The organism is Microvirga sp. VF16, from assembly GCF_016864375.1.
Taxonomy (GTDB): domain Bacteria; phylum Pseudomonadota; class Alphaproteobacteria; order Rhizobiales; family Beijerinckiaceae; genus Microvirga.
On sequence record NZ_CP069354.1, the window covers coordinates 4,952,627 to 4,970,621 of the forward strand.

Sequence of the window (17,995 nt, forward strand, 5' to 3'; positions counted from 1 at the left end):
GCAATGGGACCGTGCACGAAGCCCCTTGTTCTCATCGGAGGATTTGATGAATGATCATTCTGATATCTTGTTCCAGTCTAGGGAGCGTCCCGGCATGACCGAAGCACATTGCGACAAAGAGCTCAGTCAGATCTCGGGCAACGGCCATACGCCGAGGAGAGACTACGCAGATCCTCGCTCCAGACTTTGGATAACCACTCCAGGCTCGGTCCAATGCTGAACTTGGCAGACAATCCGCTCGAAACTCGGGTCGCCTGGCTCTACTTCATGGAGGGCATGACGCAGGCGGACATTGCGGAGAAGCTCGGGATGACGAGGCTCCGCGTGAACCGTATGCTCGTGGAGGCACGCACCAGCGGCCTCGTCAGTATCGCTCTTAACTCGCGTTTCGCTACCTGTGTCGAGCTCGAACAGATCCTTATCCGCGAGTTCGACATGAAAGACGCTGTGATCGTCCCGACACCGGATAATCCTGATCTCATTCCAGTCCTGCTCGGACAGGCGGCGGGTGAGTATCTCTCGAACTTCCTCGAGACGAACCGGGTGAAGGGCCTCGGATTAGGCTGGGGCGCAACCCTGCGCGAGACCATCCGCAACACGCGCCTTGGCCGCTATCCGGACCTGTGCATCAACTCGATGATGGGCGGTCTGACGCACGGTCTGGAGCTCAACACCTTCGAGACCGCGAGCAGCCTTGCCAACCGCTTGAATGCCGAATGCCAGTACCTGGCTGCGCCGATCTATGCGGGTAGCCCCGAGTCCCGAGACATCATCCTGGCGCAGGATGTATTTCGCGAGACATTCGAGCGCATTTCATCAAACGACGTCGCGGTGCTCAGCATCGGCGATCTTTCGTTGCGCTCCCTACTGATCCGCTACGGCCTGCCGCGGGATGTGACCACTGATGAGCTGGTAGCACTCGGCGCCGTTGGAGATATCTTGGGGCAGTTCTACGATGCGGAAGGTCGGGTCATCGACCATCCATTGAACCTTCGCGCCATCGCGCTGCCGCTCAGCGAGCTCTCACGCATTCCTACCGTCGTTCTCGCATCTGGCGGGCAGAACAAGATCCCCGCCATTGCCGCAGCCATGAAAGCGCGCCTCGCCTCAGTAATTATCTGCGACGAGGAAACTGCTAAGGCTGCCCGTGGTCTAGCTCTTACTGGGGAAATATCAAGGAAGTCGCAGCCGAGCAGACGCCAATGAAGCAACCATCAGGTCTACATCGCCAACCGCTTGCGTCGGCACCAGTCTCTCAGCAATGAAGGTGATGGTTCTGTCTTTGAGAGCATCGAGCGTGCCTTTGAGTCCGATGCTCTAGTCAATCAAGTGCAGTCCATCTAGCGGTGAATGTCTGCACCGGGTCTTGGTCGTGTCAAAACGCTTTGGCAGAAGACGAATTGCGGCTTTCCACGTTCCAAGCCCTTCAACATCATGGGCGAGCGCGATCCGGGTTGCTCATTGTTGATCATCGGCGGAGTAAAGCTCCAGTCGCCTCTGACGCAAGGGGCCGGCGCCTCATGAGCGTGATGACGCGAGCGTAGCCCGGCCCCTACGCCCTGAGGGCGGCCATCAGCGGTGGGATGCCCAGGATGTTCAGCATCCGGGCGAGATTGTAGGCCAGCACGTGCAGCGCCAACTCGCAGGTGACCTTCGGCAGCCGCTTCATCAGGAAGTGCGTGGCACCCATACGCATCTTGATCGTGCCGAACGCGGATTGTCCTCACCAATCCAGTCGTCCAGGCTTTCCGGAAACAAGGTGGTCTGGCCGCGATCCACGCCTTCGACAAAGCGTTTCATCGGATCCCTCCATTTGACACAGCCAGGGTCAACTTCTGTCGTTTCCCTGCCACTCCGGGCAGTCTGGTTCCTCCTGTTGGGCGGACGGTCGAGACACTTCTCATGCAGCGGTGCGAACCGACGGGCTCGACTGGAGCTCCGGCATGCTGGGCGACCTCGCCATCCGGCAGGTATTCCGGATGGAACGCCTTAGCAGAACGGGAATTGCCTTGGGAGGCGGCGATGACGCCGCCCTGGAGGAGTTCGCCCGATGCCCGACCGCAAGCAGAATGGTCAACAGCCCGAGGCTTTGCGCTCCCTGAAATCCGCTGCGAAGGCGGGAAGTCAGAAACCGCGGGACCAGGGTCTCGAAGCCCGCGGCGACACCGCGCCGATCTCCGCTCCTCTGGAGCAGGAACAGGATGCCGCCACGAAGGTGCTTCGGGAGGGGGTCAAGAAGAACCCACAAGGGATGGAGAAGGCGGCCCGGAAGGCTCCTGAGCGATAGTCTCCCGAACCTTGAGATCCTCTCAGGGCAAGGGAGAGTGAAGGAACGTCAGTCCTGGCCATGGAGCGGGGGGCAGTTCGAGTACGTCTTCAAGGGCGGGCAAACTGCGACTTTGCACGGAACGAACAAGAGATCAGCGTACCGTTCGAACCCGGATGTTCGGTCTACTTCTGCTTCGTCTCACCCGAGGAAATTGCCGACGCCTTACGAATGTCTGTTGTCCCCTTCCCCAGCAGACATTCGGTCGACTTCGCAAATGTGCCATTTCCTGACCTTCGGCATCGCGGTTCAAGCGCGAGCTGGCCAGTTAGTACGAGTAGCCGCAAGCACTCTGGAACATTCCCAGAATCTGAAGAAGGAAGGCCTCCTCCCGTAGGCCCCGGGTGCCGAGGTAAAGGGCTTGGGTGCCATAGGCATCCGCCTCCAGCGCTCCCGGGCATCGGACGTGTTCATGCGCGCGGCTCATGAACTGCTGCGCATGCACCAGTTCGTGAACGAGATAGCTGCGCGCGAGCGGGGTGCCGGGATCGAGATCGTCAGCTAGGAGGATCTCTCGGGTCGCCGGGACATAGACGGCAGCCACGGTCTCGCCATGGGTCTCGTCAAAGGCTGCCGGGAACACGAGCCCCTCCAGACGTCCCTTCCTAGCCAGGCGCACGCAAGCCTCCGGGACTGGGATGCCCGTCTCCTCCGCCACGAAGGCTCTTGCCTCGGTGATCCAGTCGCCCTCAAGGCATCCGCCAGATCCGTCCGCGCGGGCCGTCGCAGGACCAATGGCGGCCAACAGCAACGCGAGGCTGCAGGCGACCAGGGCAAGCACATGAACCAGATGCGATACATCCCATGGAGCCTTGGCCGTGTCGTGATGGCTGTCTTGGCTCTGGAGTGGGCGAACTTTCCTCATGGTTCAATCCTTCCGCATGCGGTGCATGCGGGAGTTAGACGGATGGAGCGTTAGCCGAGCGTGAGGCGGGTGCTTCTCGGCGTTTCGTGGATCCTGACGCGGTGCTAGACTGGTCCTGCTGCGACAGCGTCCGAGGCATCCATGGCGGAACTCGAGATCGCACTACTCGGCGGGCTTCGCCTGCGGCATCCCGATCGCGGGCCCATCGAACTCGCGGGCGAGAAGGGGCCCCAGTTCCTCGCGCGCTTGGCCCTGCACCCCGGCACGAAGCATCGGCGCGACATTCTCCAGGCGCTGCTGTGGCCGGACGCTGACCCACCGCACGCCCAGGGCAACCTGCGCTTCGTCCTGCATCAGCTCCGGAAGATCCTTGGCGGAAGCGCGGGGCCGCTTTGCAGCGATAACCGCTCGGTCTGGCTCGACCCGGATCGCGTGGCCGTTGATGCGGTGCGCTTCGAGGCTCTCGCGACGGAGGGGACACTTGAGGCGCTCACCGCAGCCTGCGATCTGTACCGCGGCGACCTTTTGTCGGATGTCGGCGATCTCAGCCCCGAGTACGAGGATTGGCTCCTGCCCGAGCGGGAACGCTTGCGCGATGTGGCTCGCTCCGCCTTCTGGAACCTGTTCTCATTCAGGCTGTGGCGTGGCGAGGTGACGGAGGCGAAGGCCTGCGCCCAGCGCTATCTCGCGATCGATCCCTACTGCGAGCGCATGCACGCGGCACTAATGCGGCTGCACCTGACGCAGGGCGAGGGTGCGCTCGCGGCCGGTCACTATGCCGAGTTCCGCGCCCGCCTGGCACGGGATCTCCAGATCCCGCCGGGCGCCGAGGTCGAGCAACTCGCCCGCGCCGCGAGCCAGAATCGTGGGCGCTCTGCCCCGGAGCCGTTCAATGCTGCCTGGGTTCTGGGCCGCAGCGACGTACCCTCGGAGGGCAGGCCGCTCGTGGCGGTCCTGCCCTTCCGGGATCTCTCCGAGGATCAGACCTTGGTCAGCCTGCCAGCGGCCCTGACCGAGGACGTCATCGCCGATCTGGCGCGCTTTCGCCGGCTCGGTGTCCTGGCCCGGCACACGTCCTTCGCACTCGGTCGAGATCCCGATCCCGAAGCCCGGCTGCGCCAGCTTGGCGCCCGCTACACGGTCGAGGGCAGTGTCCGGCGCACCGGCAATCGCTTGAGCGTGACCGTCCGCCTGGTTGACAGCGCCTCGCAGCGCCAAGTCTGGGGCGAGCACTACCAGGGTGATTGGGAGGAGCTGCCCTCGTTCCAAGAGGAGGCGGCCATGGCCATCGTGGCCACCATCCCGGTGCAGGTCGAGCAGGCGGAGTTGGAGCGGATACGCCACCGGGAGATCCAGTCATTGAGCGCGTATGAGCATTGCCTGCGCGGCCGTGAGCACCAGCGCTCGATCGCTCATGCGTCACATGCCAAGGCCCTCGAACACTTCAGCCGCGCTCTCGAGCAGGATCCGACCTCGGCGGCCGCCCATTGCGGGCTCGCCGTGTGCTACATCTCGACCGGCGGGATCACGCCGGAAGAGGAGGACCTTCGACGGGAACGGGCGATCAGCCATGCGCAACAGGCGATTGCGCTCGATCCGCTGGATCCGCAAGGGTATTGGCTGTTCGGCATGCTGCTCCAGATGCGGCGCGACTTCTCCGGCGCCCGCTTTCATCTGGATCGCGCCGTCACCCTCAGCCCAGGCGATGTCGAGACCCTTGGCTATACAGGCCTGGAGTACGCCTATGCGGGTGAGCCCGAGCGCGGCATCGCGCAGGCTGAGCAAGCCATCCGGCTCAATCCGTACTTTCCGCCCGTATCCGCCGAGCAGATCGGCAAGGCCTGCTTCATTGCACATCGCTACGATGAGGCGCTGTTCTGGCTGAGGCAGACGCCGGACCGGATCACGACCAACCGCGGTTGGCTGGCCGCAGCGGCGGCTTATGCAGGACGGGTGGACGAAGCAGCCATGCATGCCCGGCGGATGCGCGCCACGCTGCAACAGCGTCTGGGCGAGGAGGAGCTGCGGTCAATTGGCGGTCCCATCGCGTGGCTCCGCTTGCCCGCCCGGTTCCAGCATGCAGCCGACCTGGAGCACTACGAACGTGGTTTGGCCATGGCCGGCCTTGAATAGAGATTTCGGCGACGGATCATGCGAGCCACGCCCGACAGGATCGCCCTCTTGCCTGCAAGCAAATCCATCTGTTGGTCCCGCTCGTGGGTGTATAATCGCTCTCCTGACCCGGGATCCCATCGGGTCTTCGGGTCGCACGGCGCAGGAGGATGCCATGCGGACTAACGTCGAACTGATCCAGATGCTTTATGAGGCCTTCCGCAGCGGGCGGATCGACACCATCCTGGAGCACTGCTCGGATACGATCGCTTGGGACTGCGTCGGCAATCCCGACTGGGTGCCGCTGGCCGGAACTCGCAGCGGCAAGGCTGCCGTGCAGCGCTTTTTCGAGGAGCTCGACCGCGGCTACACGTTCGAGGAGTTCGCGCCGCAGAGCTTCCATGACGCGGGCGACCATGTGTTCTGCTTCGGCCACGAACGGGCAACCGCGACCGCGACAGGACAGACCATCGACATCCGCTTCCTTCATGCCTTCCGGATTGAGAATGGCAAGGTGGCCGGGTTCACGCAGTTCTCGGACACGGCGGCGGTTGCCGTCGGGAGCGGAACCCTGCGTGTAGCCGGAGAGAAGACCAAGGCGGCCTAGCACGGCGCGCTGATAAATTCACTTCCATGGTCACAGGTGAAACCGACATTGGGAGACAGCGTCATGATCAACGCTCTCACATCGATTGCCGTCGGCCTGACAGCAAGCCTGCTCGCGACGGCCGCCTCGGCCCAGGCGACACTGAACAGCGTGAAGCAGAAAGGCATCCTGACCTGCGGCTCGAACCGGGGTGCCCCCGGCTTCGGCGCGCCGGATGCGCAGGGCAACTGGTCCGGTCTCGACGTTGACCTGTGCCGCGCCATTGCAGCAGCAATCTTTGACGACCCGACCAAGGTGCAGTTCGTTCCCCTCTCGGCGCAGGACCGTTTCACGGCGCTCCAGTCCGGGCAGGTTGATGTCCTTGCCCGCAACTCGACCGCGACCATGTCGCGCGACACCCAGCTCGGCCTCGAGTTCCCGGCGATCAACTACTTCGACGGCCAGGGCTTCATGGTCCGCAAATCCCTTAGTCTCACTTCGGCCAAGGAGCTGAACGGCAAGTCGGTCTGCACCGACCAGGGCACCACGACCGAGCTCAACCTCGCCGACTACTTCCGCGCCAACAACCTGACCTATCAGCCGATGAGCTTCGCGAACGCGACGGAGGCGAAGAAGGCCTATGAGGCCGGCCGCTGCGATGCGATGACGACCGACGTCTCCGGCCTCTATGCCGCGCGGCTGACCCTCTCGAACCCGGACGATCACGTCATTCTGCCCGAGGTCATCTCGAAGGAGCCGCTTGGCCCGGCCGTGCGCCAGGGCGACAACCAGTGGGCTGACATCGTGCGCTGGACCTTCAACGCCATGCTCGATGCCGAGGAGCTCGGCGTGACGCAGGCCAACGTCGAGCAGATGAAGGCCTCTGTCAATCCGGAGATCAAGCGCCTGCTCGGCACCGAGGGCAAGTTCGGTGAGGCCATCGGCCTGCCCAACGACTGGGCCGTCCGCGTCATCAGGCACGTGGGCAATTACGGCGAGAGCTTCGAGCGCAACGTCGGCGAGGGTTCTCCGCTCAAGATCAAGCGCGGTCAGAACGCGCTGTGGACCAAGGGCGGTCTTCAGTACGGCATCCCAGTCCGCTAGCAAGCCACGAGATTTCTCCGGCAGCCATTCCCACGACACGATCTGAGAAGAAGCGGATACGCGTGGGGGCTCCCGGCTCCAGTCATTTGGTGAAGGTCAGGAATGGGTCAATCTTTCACGTTCCGGCCTTCCCAACGAACGTCGGCACTTGAGTGTCGAAGCGGACCAAACGCTTACGTCTCAGGAGTGCCAGAAGGAGACATTTCCTTGACGCCCCTACGTAGAGGCGCTCAGTGGTCCAGCCGGCACACCGCGTGGCGGAGTTGAACACCCCGTTGATCTACGCATCGTGAATGGGAGGTCACGTTTGAGAGCCTTGGTTTGATGAGTGGCATTCATAAGCCTATGCGTGTTCCAGCCTCTGGTCATCGCGCCACGCACAGGCATATACGGTTCGGTCAAGCCCGCAGCCGCTGACACGTCTGACCCTCCCCGGGCTGTTACCAGCGGAGAAGTCGTATCCATGCGCCCCTACATCATCTGCCACATGGTCACCTCCATCGACGGCCGCCTCCATCCCAGCCGTTTCACCGTGCCTGCCGCAGGCATTCCAGCCGAGGTGCTACGAGGGCATTACGAGCAGGTCACCGGTCAGTTCGGGGCCGAGGGCTGGATCGTTGGTCGAAAGACGATGGCTGAGATGGCCAAGGGAACCGAGCGGACCGTAGCCGATGTCCGGCAGGTCGCGCGCGAGCCGCATGTGGCAAATCGCAATGGTCGGGACCTTGCTATCGCCATCGATCCGGCCGGCCGGGTCCACTATGGGAAGGATAATATCGGGGGAGATCACGCTGTCGCCGTGCTGGGCGAGCAGGTCCCGGATGCCTATCTGGCCGAGTTGCGCGAGGACGGCGTCTCCTACATCTTCGCCGGCCCGAATGGCGATGACCTTGCACTTGCCATGGAGCAGCTCGGCTCCGTCTTCGGCGTCAAGACGCTGCTCCTCGAGGGCGGTGGCGCGATCAACGGCTCGTTCCTGAAGCAGGGGCTGATCGATGAGTTCAGCACGCTGATCTATCCTGCCGTCGACGGTCTGGCCGGGGTCCAGAGCATCGTTGACTACCACGGCGCTGAGAACGAGCGTCCGGGCGCAGGGCAGGCGCTGCGTCTGATCGGCTGCGAGACGCTCGAAGGGGGCATGGCGTGGCTGCGTCACAAGGTCGAGGATGCACCGGCTCCGACACCCTGAGCCAACCTTCGCCTCACGTCAGAACAGCGATACGCCCGCTAAGTCCGCAAGTCTGGCCATAAGCTCGTCCTGGAAGGCAGGATCGGATGCTTGTGCGGCTGGGGCCTGTCGCTTCCGGTGATACCAGTACCCGCCACTGACGACGGCCGCAGGATCATCGCTGGTGGCGAGCCAGGTCTGGGTGCGATACCCCTCCTCGAGATCGTCCGGAGCTCCGGCACCTCCCATGCGGGTCGGGACCCAGCCCGGATCGACCGCATGGCTCAAGACCTCCGGCCAGTGGCGAGCGACGGCAAGGGCCAGCGCCGCGACATAGAGCTTGCTTTCCGAGTAGGCGCGGGTTGTGTCCCAGCCCCGCTCGGTCCAATCGATGTCATGCAACGGCCCGGTGCCGCCGCGGTGCATGCCGCTGCTCAGGTAGATCAACCGGCGGGGACGTTCGATCAGAGCCGTCAGCATGTACGGGGCGAGCGTGTTGACTGCGAGGGTGCTCGCGTGCCCTTCAGGGGTCGGTGACCGGCTCGGCACAGTGTAGATGCCGGCATTGTGGATGACCGCATCCATCCGGCCAATGGCATTGACCTGATCGGCGATTGACCGGGTCTCAACCGTGCTGCGGAGGTCGCCGACAACGATACCAGCCGAGCGCGGCGAGAGGTCTGCGAGCGTCGCTGCACGCTGCGGCGAGCGGGCATGGAGAACGATCCGGTGCCCCTGCCCGATCAGGGTCTGCGCCGCCGCGCGGCCAAGCCCATCCGTGCTGCCGGTGATGAAGATGAAGGCCATGCCAATCCCCGCAATCCGCTGAAGCCGTAGACCTAGGGCGCGGACGGGCGAACCGCAGCCATCACCTCATCGGCAGCACGGACCCCGCTCTGATAAGCCCCGTGGGCGGTTGAGAAGTCGTGGCGGTGCGTTGCCTCGCCGGCGAAGAACAGCCGGCCGTCGAATGGGCGGGCCAAGGTGTCCCGGACTGCCGCCTGTCCCGGAAGAGCATAGCTGTAGCCTCCCCCGATGTGATCCATCCGGCTCCAGTTCGAGACCGCTAGGGGCCGGAGGTTGCGTCGGACATCCGCGCCGAACAGCGCCGCAAGCTCCTCGATGGCATAGGCGAAGCCAGCGGCAGGTCCGTCCTCGGCCAGAACCTCGGCGCCCTCTCCGCCGAAGAAGGCCTCGATTACGGGACGGCCGAAGGGTCGGATGTAGTAGGATCCGGTGCGTGGGTTGCGCGGGTTACCGAGGACATGGATCTCAGGCTCGAAGGGACTGTTGCCTACGATCTCCAGGAACAGCTTCTCGTTCCGACCGAGCGGCAGGCTGGCGGCGGCATGGCGCCAGTCATCGAGCTCTGGCGGCAACCCGATGGCCCCATCCACGAACACGGTGGTCGAGACGGTAAGGATGGCGGTCCGAGCGTTGATGCGGCCGGCTCGCGTTGCGATGCTCACCCCAGCCGCCTCAAGGTTGATCGCCTCGACCGGGGTCGCAAGGCCAAGCGCAACGCTGGGCGGAAGGCTTGCAGCGATGAGGGTGCCGTATCCAGCCGGCACTCTCCAGTTGCGCCTTGTTGATGCCCTGTCGTAGGCCAGATAATCGGCGATCGAGAGCTGCTCGAGGCCGGCGCCGCTGATGTAGCCGCTCATCGCCTGAAGATGGCCGTTCCACATCCCGCCGGGTTCCAGCGCATCGGCGGCACAGTCGCTATGGGGTAGGTCGGACATCAAGCGTCCATGCCACGCGGCATAGGCCTCGTCGGATGCATCCTGATCCTTCGATGAGAAGCCGAGGTCGCGATACTGCTGGCCCCAGGCTGGCCCGCGGCGGTCCACGGTAAAGCCTGATGCCTCGGCGATGCCGACCCAAGGATTGCGATCGGCCGAATGGAGCCAGCCGCAGCCGAGATCGAGTGCGTGCCCGGCAACGTGGACCGTGTGGGCGCGGCCCCCGATCCGCTGCGAGGCTTCCAGCAGCAAGGTGGAAAGGCCACTGGCTGCGAGCTGCCGCGCTGCGGCAATACCTGCCGCCCCGCCGCCGATGATGACGACGTCCCAATCAGTGCTCATATAACCTGCCCATTCGATAAGATCGTGCTTCGGTACTCCAGCTCGACTTGAGCGTCTACGGAGAGGCCGAGCAGAGGACTGCCTCAGTCAACTTCTGCCATCACTTGTGCCGTGACGCCCTCAACCTTCCGCCAATCAGTTGAGGGTGCTTTTGGTTCAGCTGCGGTAGTGCAGTGTATCTGCCAACAAGGCAAACGCCGGCCAGGCCGATTGCGATTAGAGCCTGTTACAGTCGAGCAAATCGAGCAGGCGGCGAGGCCGAGGAACCCGATGAAGGAATCTTGACGCTCTGGAGATCAGGTGTAGGCGAGGAGCCGACCGGCGAGGATCACGCCCATCCATGCGACCAGTGACACTGCTGCTCCGACGCGGGCGGCGACCGGGGTCACGGCGGCATCCGTCCACTCATCGACGCGGCGGTAAACGCCGTAGTGGAACACCGGTATGTTGAGGCCAGCGAGGATCAGCAGGCCGAACTTCCACGGTGCAGCTCCGGCACCAGCGACTACGGTGGTCTGCGCACTGAGCAGTGCGATACCCGTGGCAATGGCGATGGCGAATCCGATGTGGGAGACGGGCAGCAGATAGCGCGCGGCTGTGATTGCAGACACGACGCGGTGTCCGCCTCCCAGCAGTCGGAGGTCGAAGGCGAAAGCCGGGCCGACAAGAAGAGCGATCCCAAGGATGTGGATAGCCTCGAGCACCGGATAGAGGTATTGGCCACTTCGCACCGTCTCGCCGAGCGTAGAGCCCTGCAACAGCATCAGCAACGAGTTGAGCAAATCAAGCATACTCCGTTCAATCGCGCTCGATGCGATGGCGCAGGTAGAGGTCCCACCCGCACTGACTGCGGCGATGACGCCCCGAACACCGCCCACAACATCGAATTCCCAGAGTCTCGCGCTGCGGCTTTGACCTGGTGGCCGGGGTGGTGCTCGCAGCCGTTGAGGAAGCCTACTTCGGCAGCGGCGCTCGTACCGGGAGCGTGTTGCCGAGCACCTGGTTTACCGGCACTGCGTCATCCCCGTACCAAAACACGACTGGACGAAACAGACCGTCATTCGTCCGATTGATGTAGCCGACCGCCTGGAAGCGCTCCCCAATCTCCAGCGCACGGCCCAAGCCCCACTGGCCCGACCAGGCCGGCGGCGCGATGATGACTTCCAGTTCCTTGTGGGGGCCCTTGTACGAGAGAGCGGCCTTGACCCGGACACTGTCCTCGGGATCTTGCAACTGCTCTGGAATCGCCAGTTCGGGAGTGTCGGCAGGCAGGTTGCTGTCCAGGGTTACATCGAACTGCGAGTGCGGGTTACCCCAGACACCATCCGAAGAGACCGTTCCCGCGATGTAAACGAGGCGATCGGTTTCGAAGCCGGGCCACCCGTGATGCGCGGCAGCAGGTAGCACCGGAATCAGCACGGTTCCCAGCGCGACCATAGCAGCGGCGCCCGCAGGGGCTAGCAGTCGTAGCCCTCGGATGCCCCTGGGTGTGTGCAAGGTCGTGCTCTTCATTCGCTTCTTCCTTTCATCGCTAGAGGCAAACTCAGACGCTAACACGCGCTAGGGTGGCGCCCGGCAGCGACTTCAGCATGCGGCTGACTCCTCACCTTGATGGGCCTGAACCAAACGGCCCAGGCTCCATTTCGCCGCTCACGCGGAGAGGTGCTGGCTGAAGAACGACTGGAGCTTGTCGAACGGAATCAGGTCGACGCGGTCGTACAGATCGGTGTGGTTGGCGCCCGGAATGATGAGGAGCTCCTTTGGCTCCGCCGCAGCCGCATAGGCGGTCTCGCTGAAATAACGCGAGTGGGCTTTTTCGCCATGGATCAATAGGACCGGGCGTGGCGCTATTTCCGCAATGTAGGTCAGGAGCGGCATGTTCATGAACGACAGCGGCGTGGTCTGCGTCCAGGAGTTGCCTGAGTTGACAGCGCGCGCATGGTACCCGCGTGGCGTCCTATAATAGTCGTGGTAGTCGACCAGGAACTGCGCCTCGCCGCCTTTCAGCTCGTTGTATGGCGGCTGGTAAGCCGGGGTTCCCTTTTCCGCATCGCTCCAACGCTGCCGGCTCAGTTGCTCAAGCGTTTTCGTGCGCTGTTCAAGGGTCACGCTATCGTTGTAGCCGCGGGACATAACGCGTGTCATGTCATACATGGTACTGGCCGCAACGGCCTTGACGCGCTTGTCCACGGCAACGGCATTCAATGCCATGCCGCCCCAGCCGCAAATGCCGATGACGCCGATACGCTCGCGATCGACGGAGGGGTGCAGGCCGAGAAAATCCACCGCCGCGCTGAAATCCTCGGTATTGATGTCCGGTGAGGCGACATTGCGAGGCTCGCCGCCGCTTTCCCCGGTATAGGACGGATCGAAAGCCAGCGTGACGAATCCACGCTCCGCCATGGTCTGCGCATAGAGACCCGACGACTGCTCCTTCACGGCGCCGAAGGGACCGCTGATGGCGAGTGCCGCCAGCCTCCTGCCGGCTCGGTTTTTCGGCCGGTAGAGATCGGCCGCCAGGGTGATGCCGTAGCGGTTCTTGAAAGTAACCTTCTCGTGATCGACGTTCTCGCTTCGCGGGAAAACCTTGTCCCATTCGCCTGACACATTCTGTGCCTTTGCGTTGGAAGCATTGAAAAGCGACCCGGCACCAATCGCGGCGACGCCAGCTCCGGTCAGCTTCAAGAGGTCACGCCGGCCAAGGCCAGGGGTCTGGGCTGCGATATTGTCGGGACTGTTCTGCTTGTTCATGCCAGTATCTCTGCTCTTTCCTGCTCAGGCCGATGCCCGGCTTCGGGTAAACAGTAGCAAGCGGGAAAGCAGAGGATTAGCGGAGCTGCGGCGCATGCCCCTATGAGCTCGGCTCATCAATCTCGCGGGAATTTGAAGAATCAGCCCTGCTTGTTTCAGCTCCGATGGCGCAGAGCCTCGACAACGAGGTTGAAGGCTGGGGAGGACTGCCGGCGGCTCGGGTAGTACAGGTGGTACCCCGTCCACGATGGGCACCAATCCTCGAGCACTCGTTCAAGGCGTCCGGCGGCGATATGCGGCAGCGCGATGTCTTCCGGGACGTGGGCGAGTCCGAAGCCATCAACCGCGGCATTGAGGACCTGGAAGATGCCATTGAACACGAGCTGTCCCTCAACCCGGACAGCCAGCTCGTGTCCGTCCTTTTCAAATTCCCAGGCATAAAGCCCACCATAGGTGGGAAGGCGCAGGTTGATGCACGTATGGCCGAGGAGGTCCTGAGGGGTTCTTAGCCGCTCTTTGTCCGCGAAGTAGGACGGTGCCCCGATCACCGCAAAGCGGACATCGGGACTGATCCGTACCGCGATCATGTCCTTGGCAACCTGCTCACCGAGGCGCACGCCCGCGTCGAACCGTTGCTCGACGATGTTGGTCAGCATCTCGTCGAGGGCGATCTCCACCTTGATGTCGGGGTAGTCGGATAGAAACGTTCTGAGCTTCGGCCACAAGATCGTCTGGGTGACATGGTAGCCCGCCGTGATCCTGATCGTGCCAGCGGGCTTCTCACGGAACTCGCTCAATCCATCCAGCTCGGCCTCGATTTCCTCCAGCCTGGGGCCTGCCGTCCGGAGCAGGCGCTCTCCTGCCTGTGTAGGCGCCACACTGCGGGTGGTCCGGGTCAAAAGCCGCACGCCCAAACGCTCCTCAAGGCCGCGCACAGTGTGGCTCAGGGCCGATTGGGAAACACCGAGCTGTGCGGCGGCCCTCGTGAAGCTCCGCTCCCGTGCGACGGCCAGGAAGGCAATCAGGTCGCTGATGTTCTCGCGCGCCATTCATGAGCTCCACTCATAGGTTCATGCAGGTCTTAGCACCTAATCGACCCAATGAGCACGGCCTATCTTCTGGCCTCCAATCGCTATCGTGAGACATTGATGACAGCCGGAACCGCCTCAACCCGTGACATGATCGCCGACCGCTCTCCGGCATGGGGGGCGGTTCTCCCCATGTCGCTATGCTGCATGGTGCTCGTTGCCTCAGAGTTCATGCCCGTCAGCCTGCTGACCCCAATCGCCTCCGATCTTCACATGACGGAAGGCCAAGCCGGGCAGGCGATCTCCGTTTCCGGCATCTTCGCCGTACTTACAAGCCTGTCCATCTCGGGCCTGACGTCCCGATGGGATCGACGCACCGTCCTGCTCGTGCTGGCCCTCTCGCTGATCGTCTCTGGAACGGTTGTGGCCCTTGCGCCGAACTACACGATCCTCATGCTCGGCCGGGCGGTGCTCGGCATCGCCATCGGCGGCTTCTGGTCGATGTCGGCCGCAGCGGTCATGCGCCTGGTACCGGAGGACAGCGTGCCTCGTGCCCTGGCGATCCTGCAAGGCGGGACTGCGTTGTCCTCCATCGTCGCGGCGCCACTCGGGAGCTTCCTCGGCGGGTATATCGGGTGGCGCGGAGCCTTTTTCTGCGTGGTGCCCCTGGCAGCCATCGCGCTGGTCTGGCTGCTGGCAAAGTTGCCATCCATGCACTCCGATCGGCGGACAGGCTCGGGCAACGTATTCAGGCTGCTCCGCCGGCCCGTCGTGGCCTCCGGCATGGTGGCGATCACGCTGTTCTTCATGGGGCAGTTCGCGCTCTTCACTTATCTGCGGCCGTTCCTCGAGATGGTGACCCATGTCGATGTTCCGACCCTTTCGCTGATCCTTCTGCTCTTAGGGATCACCGGCCTCGTCGGGACGACCTTCATCGGATCCTTCCTCACGAATGGCATGTATGGCGTGATGATCGCCATTCCGCTTGCGATGGCGGGGATCGCCATCGCGCTGATCGCCTTCGGAAACTGGCTTGCCGGAACGGCAGTCCTGCTCGGGGCATGGGGCTTGCTCGGCACTCCGGCCCCCGTGGCCTGGAATACCTGGCTGACCCGGACCTTGCCGCAAGACGCCGAAGCCGGCGGCGGGCTGATGGTGGCCGCCATCCAACTGGCGATCACGCTAGGCGCGACCGTTGGCGGCCTGCTGTTCGACATGAGCGGCTATCAGAGCACCTTCAGTGCGAGCGCAGCGATGCTGGCTGCGGCAGGCCTCATGGCGTTCATGACGAAGCTTGCGGGATCATCCGCACGCACGTGAGTACCACACCGGCTGCCGCGATCATCGCGCCGGCCCCCTTCACACATCGATCTACGTGCAAAGGATCATCGTCCATGAAGTTGCTGGCCGCCACACTCGTGTCCCTCGTGTTGGGAACACCTGCCCTTGCCCAAGGAACTGCTTCCATGCCTACACCCCTCGAAACCGCTTCCGCGCTCTCGGCTGCCGACATCCAGTCGGTCTCTCCGGCCCTCGGCCGATACGCCAAGGAAGACGTTGCAGGCCTGTGGCAGCGCCCTCAACTCTCCCGTCGCGACCGCAGCCTCGTGACGGTGGCGATCCTGATCGCTCGCAACCAGACGCTGGACCTGCCGCACTATATCAACCTTGCCCTCGACAGCGGCGTGACACCACGCGAACTCTCCGAGACGATCACGCACCTCGCCTTCTACTCGGGCTGGTCGAACGCCATGGCGGCGGTTGCCGTCACCAAGGACATTTTCGCCCAACGCGGGATCGGGCCGGATCAGTTGCCGGCCGCATCGCCGCAACTCCTGCCACTGAACGAGCAGGCGGAGGCAACCCGGATCGCGAGCGTGCAGCGCCTTCTCGGAACCGCGGCTCCCGGCCTCGACCAATACACCACCGATCCGCTCTTCAAGGACGTGTGGCTGCGTCCTGACCTGTCGCCGCGTGACCGCAGCCTCATGACCATCACGTCGCTGATGGCGAATGGGCAGGTGGCCCAGCTCGCGGGCCATCTGAACAGGGCCTTGGACAACGGCCTGACGCAGGAACAGGCTGGTGAGGTGGTCACGCAGATCGCCTTCTATGCCGGTTGGCCCAATGCCTTCTCGGCCGGTCCGGTCGCCGCCGAGGTCTTCAAGAGCCGGGCCAAGTGACCATCGCCGTCCCGCCTTCCTCTCCCCTGAAAGGATTGAACATGAAGAACACACTCATCGCAGCCACCATGACCGCGGCCGCACTCGTCGGTGAGCCGGCCAATGCACAGGAGATCCAGGTCTTCCCGAGCGGCTCCTCGCCGTCGGTGATCGCCGATCCGAAGAACTTTTCGGGCCAAGTGGTCGTGGACCTGCTCACACCGCCTTCCGTTGAGACCCCGGCCTCATCGGGTCTGGTGACCTTCGCTCCACGCGCCCGCACCGCGTGGCATAGCCATCCGGCCGGGCAGATGCTCTTCGTCACGGCGGGCAAGGGCTGGGTCCAGCGGGAGGGACAGGCTCGCCAGGAGATTACGTCCGGCGACGTCGTGTGGATTCCGGCCGGGATCAAGCATTGGCACGGCGCAACCGACACCAACGGCATGAGCCACGTCGCGATCACGTACATTCGCGACGGCAAGAATGCCGATTGGATGGAATTGGTCAGCGACCAGGAATACGGCGCGCGATAACGCCTCACCCGACCGGGAAGGAATTCATGAGCAGGGCTCATGAGGGCATGCGACCCGCACTGGGTAATCACAAGCAGCGCCTTCGGCTAGATGCTCTTCGCTTGGGCTCCCTTTCCCGAGGTACCTAGCCGCATTATGAGTAACAAAGGTAAGCTTCTATGACTGTAAAGGCCTTTGGCGCCTACGCCGGAGACAAGCCGCTCGAGCCGATGGACATCAGCCGTCGGTCGGTCGGTCCACACGATGTCGGCATCGAGATCGCCTTCTGCGGCGTGTGCCACTCCGACATCCATCAGGTTCGTGCCGAATGGGCCGGCACCCTGTATCCCTGCGTGCCGGGCCACGAGATCGTCGGCTGGGTGTCGTCGGTCGGCGCGCATGTATCGGGCCACAAGGTCGGCGATCTGGTCGGCGTCGGGTGCATTGTCGATAGCTGCAAGCGCTGCGACGATTGCAGCGACGGGTTGGAAAACTACTGCAACCACATGGTCGGCACCTACAACGGACCCACGTCCGATGCGCCGGGTCACACGCTTGGTGGCTACTCTCAGCAGATCGTGGTGCACGAGCGCTACGTGCTGCGCATCAGCCATCCCGAGGAGCAACTTGCCGCCGTCGCGCCGCTGCTGTGCGCCGGGATCACCACATACTCGCCTCTGAAGCACTGGAACGTAGGCCCCGGCCACAAGGTGGGCGTAGTCGGCATCGGCGGCCTGGGTCACATGGGCATCAAGCTCGCGCACGCGATGGGCGCGCACGTGGTGGCCTTCACCACCTCCGAGTCGAAGCGCGAAGCCGCAACAGCGCTGGGCGCGCATGAGGTCGTCGTCTCCCGCAACGCGGATGAGATGGCAGCGCACGCCAAGAGCCTCGACTTCATTCTCAATACGGTGGCAATGCCCCACAACCTCGATGCCTTCTTAGCGCTGCTCAAGCGCGACGGCACCATGACATTGGTGGGCGCACCGGCGACGCCGCATCCGTCGCCGGAGGTGTTCAGCCTGATCATGAAGCGCCGCAGCCTGGCGGGCTCGATGATCGGCGGCATCCCCGAGACGCAGGAGATGCTGGATTTCTGTGCCGAGCACGGGATCGTTGCCGACATCGAGATGATCCAGGCCGACGAGATCAACGAAGCCTATGAACGAATGCTCAAGGGCGACGTGAAGTATCGCTTCGTGATCGACACTGCGTCCCTGGCAGCCTGACCTCGGTCGAGGGTGCCGTTGGCCACCTGATAGCCAAGATCATGAACCATCGTCGGCTCGGGAGCATT

The 17,995-nt window shown here is 63.4% G+C and carries 18 protein-coding genes and 1 pseudogene; 10 read left to right on the forward strand and 9 right to left on the reverse strand.

What is annotated here, in order from left to right:
* The first annotated feature begins 213 nt into the window (after positions 1–213).
* On the forward strand, positions 214–1,206 hold the full coding sequence (locus JO965_RS23335) for a sugar-binding transcriptional regulator (protein ID WP_203441327.1): 993 nt from the start codon (positions 214–216) through the stop codon (positions 1,204–1,206).
* 346 nt (positions 1,207–1,552) lie between these two features.
* On the opposite strand, the pseudogene JO965_RS23340 reads toward JO965_RS23335, so the two are convergent.
* Together JO965_RS23340 and JO965_RS48950 are read right to left on the reverse strand one after the other, a co-directional pair.
* A pseudogene (locus JO965_RS23340) lies at positions 1,553–1,711 on the reverse strand (IS5/IS1182 family transposase); the annotation flags it as partial.
* Positions 1,669–1,800: a hypothetical protein gene (locus tag JO965_RS48950; protein WP_256451898.1), complete on the reverse strand. Its 132-nt coding sequence runs from the start codon at positions 1,798–1,800 to the stop codon at positions 1,669–1,671. The pseudogene JO965_RS23340 and the gene JO965_RS48950, both read right to left, overlap by 43 nt.
* Before the next feature lie 250 nt (positions 1,801–2,050).
* Between JO965_RS48950 and JO965_RS23345 the strand changes: the two genes are divergently transcribed.
* Positions 2,051–2,287 carry a hypothetical protein gene (locus JO965_RS23345; RefSeq protein WP_203441329.1) on the forward strand — a complete coding sequence of 79 codons (237 nt, stop codon included), beginning with the start codon at positions 2,051–2,053 and terminating at the stop codon, positions 2,285–2,287.
* 307 nt (positions 2,288–2,594) lie between these two features.
* On the opposite strand, the gene JO965_RS23350 is transcribed toward JO965_RS23345, so the two are convergent.
* Entirely contained in the window at positions 2,595–3,191 is a 597-nt protein-coding gene (locus tag JO965_RS23350) for a DUF6647 family protein (protein WP_203441330.1), read from the reverse strand.
* Positions 3,192–3,332: 141 nt separating this feature from the next.
* Here JO965_RS23350 and JO965_RS23355 point away from each other — a divergent pair, with 141 nt between their 5' ends.
* From JO965_RS23355 to JO965_RS23370, 4 genes are all read left to right on the forward strand, one after another.
* Positions 3,333–5,324 carry a BTAD domain-containing putative transcriptional regulator gene (locus JO965_RS23355; protein WP_203441331.1) on the forward strand — a complete coding sequence of 664 codons (1,992 nt, stop codon included), beginning with the start codon at positions 3,333–3,335 and terminating at the stop codon, positions 5,322–5,324.
* Positions 5,325–5,478: 154 nt separating this feature from the next.
* The gene (locus JO965_RS23360) at positions 5,479–5,910 is read left to right on the forward strand and encodes a nuclear transport factor 2 family protein (protein WP_203441332.1); all 432 of its coding nucleotides are present in this window, start codon (positions 5,479–5,481) and stop codon (positions 5,908–5,910) included.
* 63 nt (positions 5,911–5,973) lie between these two features.
* On the forward strand, positions 5,974–6,993 hold the full coding sequence (locus JO965_RS23365) for an amino acid ABC transporter substrate-binding protein (protein WP_203441333.1): 1,020 nt from the start codon (positions 5,974–5,976) through the stop codon (positions 6,991–6,993).
* 463 nt (positions 6,994–7,456) lie between these two features.
* Entirely contained in the window at positions 7,457–8,182 is a 726-nt protein-coding gene (locus JO965_RS23370; RefSeq protein WP_203441334.1) for a dihydrofolate reductase family protein, read from the forward strand.
* 18 nt (positions 8,183–8,200) lie between these two features.
* On the opposite strand, the gene JO965_RS23375 is transcribed toward JO965_RS23370, so the two are convergent.
* The 6 genes from JO965_RS23375 to JO965_RS23400 all read right to left on the reverse strand — a co-directional run bounded on the left by JO965_RS23375 (position 8,201) and on the right by JO965_RS23400 (position 14,045).
* Positions 8,201–8,968: an SDR family NAD(P)-dependent oxidoreductase gene (locus JO965_RS23375; protein WP_203441335.1), complete on the reverse strand. Its 768-nt coding sequence runs from the start codon at positions 8,966–8,968 to the stop codon at positions 8,201–8,203.
* A 32-nt stretch (positions 8,969–9,000) separates the two neighbouring features.
* On the reverse strand, positions 9,001–10,245 hold the full coding sequence (locus tag JO965_RS23380) for an NAD(P)/FAD-dependent oxidoreductase (protein WP_203441336.1): 1,245 nt from the start codon (positions 10,243–10,245) through the stop codon (positions 9,001–9,003).
* A 296-nt stretch (positions 10,246–10,541) separates the two neighbouring features.
* A complete protein-coding gene (locus JO965_RS23385; protein ID WP_203441337.1) occupies positions 10,542–11,036 on the reverse strand; it encodes a hypothetical protein in 495 nt (164 codons plus the stop codon).
* A gap of 163 nt (positions 11,037–11,199) precedes the next feature.
* Entirely contained in the window at positions 11,200–11,742 is a 543-nt protein-coding gene (locus JO965_RS23390) for a hypothetical protein (RefSeq protein WP_246776659.1), read from the reverse strand.
* A gap of 153 nt (positions 11,743–11,895) precedes the next feature.
* Positions 11,896–12,996: an alpha/beta hydrolase gene (locus tag JO965_RS23395; protein ID WP_203441339.1), complete on the reverse strand. Its 1,101-nt coding sequence runs from the start codon at positions 12,994–12,996 to the stop codon at positions 11,896–11,898.
* Between the two features lie 155 nt (positions 12,997–13,151).
* Positions 13,152–14,045, reverse strand: a complete 894-nt coding sequence (locus JO965_RS23400) for a LysR family transcriptional regulator (protein ID WP_203441340.1) — start codon at positions 14,043–14,045, stop codon at positions 13,152–13,154.
* 99 nt (positions 14,046–14,144) lie between these two features.
* Here JO965_RS23400 and JO965_RS23405 point away from each other — a divergent pair, with 99 nt between their 5' ends.
* The 4 genes from JO965_RS23405 (at position 14,145) to JO965_RS23420 (ending at position 17,927) form a co-directional block, all read left to right on the forward strand.
* Positions 14,145–15,344: an MFS transporter gene (locus JO965_RS23405; protein WP_203441341.1), complete on the forward strand. Its 1,200-nt coding sequence runs from the start codon at positions 14,145–14,147 to the stop codon at positions 15,342–15,344.
* Positions 15,345–15,418: 74 nt separating this feature from the next.
* Positions 15,419–16,207 (forward strand): carboxymuconolactone decarboxylase family protein, encoded by a 789-nt coding sequence (locus JO965_RS23410; RefSeq protein ID WP_203441342.1) that lies wholly within the window; start codon positions 15,419–15,421, stop codon positions 16,205–16,207.
* A gap of 41 nt (positions 16,208–16,248) precedes the next feature.
* A complete protein-coding gene (locus JO965_RS23415) occupies positions 16,249–16,719 on the forward strand; it encodes a cupin domain-containing protein (RefSeq protein WP_203441343.1) in 471 nt (156 codons plus the stop codon).
* A 158-nt stretch (positions 16,720–16,877) separates the two neighbouring features.
* Entirely contained in the window at positions 16,878–17,927 is a 1,050-nt protein-coding gene (locus JO965_RS23420; RefSeq protein ID WP_203441344.1) for an NAD(P)-dependent alcohol dehydrogenase, read from the forward strand.
* The last annotated feature ends 68 nt before the right edge of the window (positions 17,928–17,995 follow it).